Below are 3,021 nucleotides of genomic sequence, written 5' to 3'. Positions count from 1 at the left end.
CGAGGACGCTTGCTTCGAGGATATATACGGGGTGTGGGAGTGGTTCCACAATATGGCTTGTTTCAGATTCAAAATGCAATCCGCAGACGTAGTCGAGGACGCTTGCTTCGAGGATATATATGGGGTGTGGGAGTGGTTCCACGTTATGGCTTGTTTCAGATTCAAAATGCAATCCGCAGACCTAGTCGAGGACGCTTGCTTCGAGGATATATACGGGGTGTGGGAGTGGTTCCACCATATGGCTTGTTTCAGATTCAAAATGCAATCCGCAGACCTAGTCGAGGACGCTTGCTTCGAGGATTTAAAAAGGGTGTGGGAGTGTTTCCACGTTATGGCTTGTTTCAAACTTTAAATGCAATTCATCGGGCTTTAATTCAAAAAATAGAAAAGGATTTTCTACTTCCCTCTATTAGGAAATAAAAAATCCTTAAATTCTATTCTTCAGTAAAAGTGGTTTCTTCAATCTCGCCACCAGCTGAATGCTCAACTGTAGAGATTGCCCATTTTTTAAATGTTAATTTTGTTTTTGCCGCACCGACTTCAAGGACAACTTCTTCGTCCTTTACAGTTAAAATCTTTCCAACGATGCCACCAATGGTAACAACGTCATCCCCCGATTTCAGGCTGCTTCTAAGATCTTGTAATTGTTTATTTTTCTTGTTTTGTGGTCTAATCATTAAGAAATACATTAAACCAAAGAAAAACGCAATATAAGCTATCAAACCTAAAGTACCCATTTTGCCACTCCTTCAAATCAATTTTTTATCTAATTATTATTATAACAGAATTTTAAAGATTGAAAAGGATAAATCCTAGTCTTCTTTAGTTTCCTCACCATAATACTTGGCAAAAAATTCATTTCTGAAGTCGCCAAGGCGGTCATCCATGATTGCCTGTCTCACTTGTTTCATCAAATTAATGAGGAAATGTAGGTTGTGCGTTGACATGAGACGAGATGAAAGTATTTCATCTGCCTTATACAAATGTCTGATATATGCCTTTGTATAATTTTTACAAGTATAACAATCACACTCTGGATCAAGTGGTGTGAAGTCTCTTGTGTATTTAGCGTTTTTAATAACGACTTTACCTTGCGAAGTCATGGCTGTACCATTACGGGCAATTCTTGTAGGCAGAACGCAGTCAAACATGTCAATTCCCCTGATACTACCCTCTATTAAGGCGTCAGGACTGCCCACGCCCATGAGATATCTCGGCTTGTCTTTTGGCAGAAGTGGTGTCGTATAATCCAGCACCTCATACATGAGTTCTTTAGGCTCACCAACACTTAGTCCACCGATTGAATATCCTGGGAAATCGAGTTCAACGAGTTCCTTTGCACTCTGCTCTCTTAAATCCTTGTACATACCACCTTGAACAATCCCGAATAAGGCTTGATTCTCAGTGTTTGTAAATGCGGCCTTACAGCGAACAGCCCATCTTGTTGTACGCTCAAGAGAATTCTTTACATAGTCCCAATCCGCTGGATATGGGGCACATTCGTCAAATGCCATGATAATATCAGCGCCAAGTGCCGTTTCAATTTCCATTACTTTTTCAGGTGTTAAGAAATGCTTACTACCATCTAAATGAGATTGGAAGTGGACCCCTTCTTCTGTGATTTTTCTAAGGTCGCCAAGGCTGAAGACCTGAAAACCACCACTGTCAGTCAGGATAGGTCTATCCCAGTTCATAAACTTATGAAGGCCACCTGCTTCTCTTACGAGGTCATGACCTGGTCTTAAATATAAATGATAAGTGTTGGATAAGATAATTTGTGCATTCATATCCTTAAGTTCTTCAGGTGTCATTGCTTTTACAGTTGCTTGAGTGCCCACGGGCATAAAAATTGGCGTTTCTATCACACCATGTGGCGTATGCAAACGTCCAAGTCTTGCACCTGTTTGCTTACACTCTTTGATCAATTCATATCTAATTGCCATTTTTTCACGCTTCCTTTTCTAATATTCATCTCGTCATTTTAGTGACTTTTCATGGCGTCACTTATAATATCAACATCGCATCACCAAAGCTAAAGAAACGATAACGCTCTTCAACCGCGATTTCATAGGCTTTTAATATATGGTCTTTAGTTGAAAGGGCACTGATCAACATGATTAATGTTGATTCTGGTAAATGGAAGTTGGTAATCAGGCCATCAATCACCTTAAATTCGTAGCCTGGATAAATGAAAATATCCGTCCAACCACTTGCTTCAACTAATTTGCCATGTGCACTTGCTATGGTTTCTATGGTTCTTGTTGACGTTGTGCCCACAGAAATCACGCGCCCACCTTCTGCTTTAGCACGGTTGATGATTTCAGCATTCTCTGCATCAAGCATATAGAATTCCGAGTGCATTTTGTGCTCTAAGACGTTATCCACCTTAACAGGTCTAAAGGTACCAAGACCCACATGAAGCGTCACATAGGCAATATGAACCCCCTGAGCCTTTAATTCATCCATAAGAGCCTCTGTAAAGTGGAGGCCTGCTGTAGGTGCCGCTGATGAACCATCATGCTTGGCATAAACGGTGTTATAGCGTTTTGGGTCTTCAAGCTTTGCTGTGATATAGGGTGGCAAGGGCATATTGCCAAGCTGATCTAAGATCACTTCAAATACACCCTCATATTGAAATTCGATGATACGAGAGCCCTCTTCCCCCATTCCGATAACTTCACAGGTCAACTGGCCGTCACCAAATGTAAATACAGTGCCAATCTTTGCTTTTTTACCGGGCTTCACAAGGGTTTCCCATTGTTTTTCATTGAGTCTCTTGAGTAATAGGAATTCCACAACCGCGCCAGTGTCCTTGGTGCCAAAAAGTCTGGCTGGGATGACCTTGGTATTATTTAATACGAGGCAGTCACCACTTTTTAAATAGTTTTTAACGTCTTTAAAAATTTTATGAGTGACCTCACCCGTTTTACGGTCAAAGACCATAAGTCTGGATTCTGACCTGTTTTCAAGTGGTACCTGTGCAATCAACTCATCCGGTAAATCAAAATAAAAATCTTTAGT

The 3,021-nt window shown here is 40.8% G+C and carries 4 protein-coding genes; 1 reads left to right on the top strand and 3 read right to left on the bottom strand.

The window, feature by feature from the left end; all coding sequences use genetic code 11:
- The coding region (locus tag AC220I_RS20650) for a hypothetical protein (RefSeq protein WP_486725756.1) at positions 1-352 on the top strand (352 nt) is incomplete at its 5' end.
- An 82-nt stretch (positions 353-434) separates the two neighbouring features.
- Here the strand turns inward: AC220I_RS20650 and yajC are convergent.
- From yajC to queA, 3 genes are all read right to left on the bottom strand, one after another.
- Positions 435-737: a preprotein translocase subunit YajC gene (yajC, locus tag AC220I_RS20645; protein ID WP_486725755.1), complete on the bottom strand. Its 303-nt coding sequence runs from the start codon at positions 735-737 to the stop codon at positions 435-437.
- 75 nt (positions 738-812) lie between these two features.
- Positions 813-1,943 carry a tRNA guanosine(34) transglycosylase Tgt gene (tgt, locus tag AC220I_RS20640; RefSeq protein WP_486725754.1) on the bottom strand — a complete coding sequence of 377 codons (1,131 nt, stop codon included), beginning with the start codon at positions 1,941-1,943 and terminating at the stop codon, positions 813-815.
- A 61-nt stretch (positions 1,944-2,004) separates the two neighbouring features.
- Positions 2,005-3,021, bottom strand: a 1,017-nt coding sequence (gene queA / locus AC220I_RS20635; protein ID WP_486725753.1) for a tRNA preQ1(34) S-adenosylmethionine ribosyltransferase-isomerase QueA, incomplete at its 5' end; no start/stop codon positions are given.

The organism is Fusibacter sp. (assembly GCF_057447755.1).
This window is presented reverse-complemented; position numbering and strand designations above follow the sequence as displayed.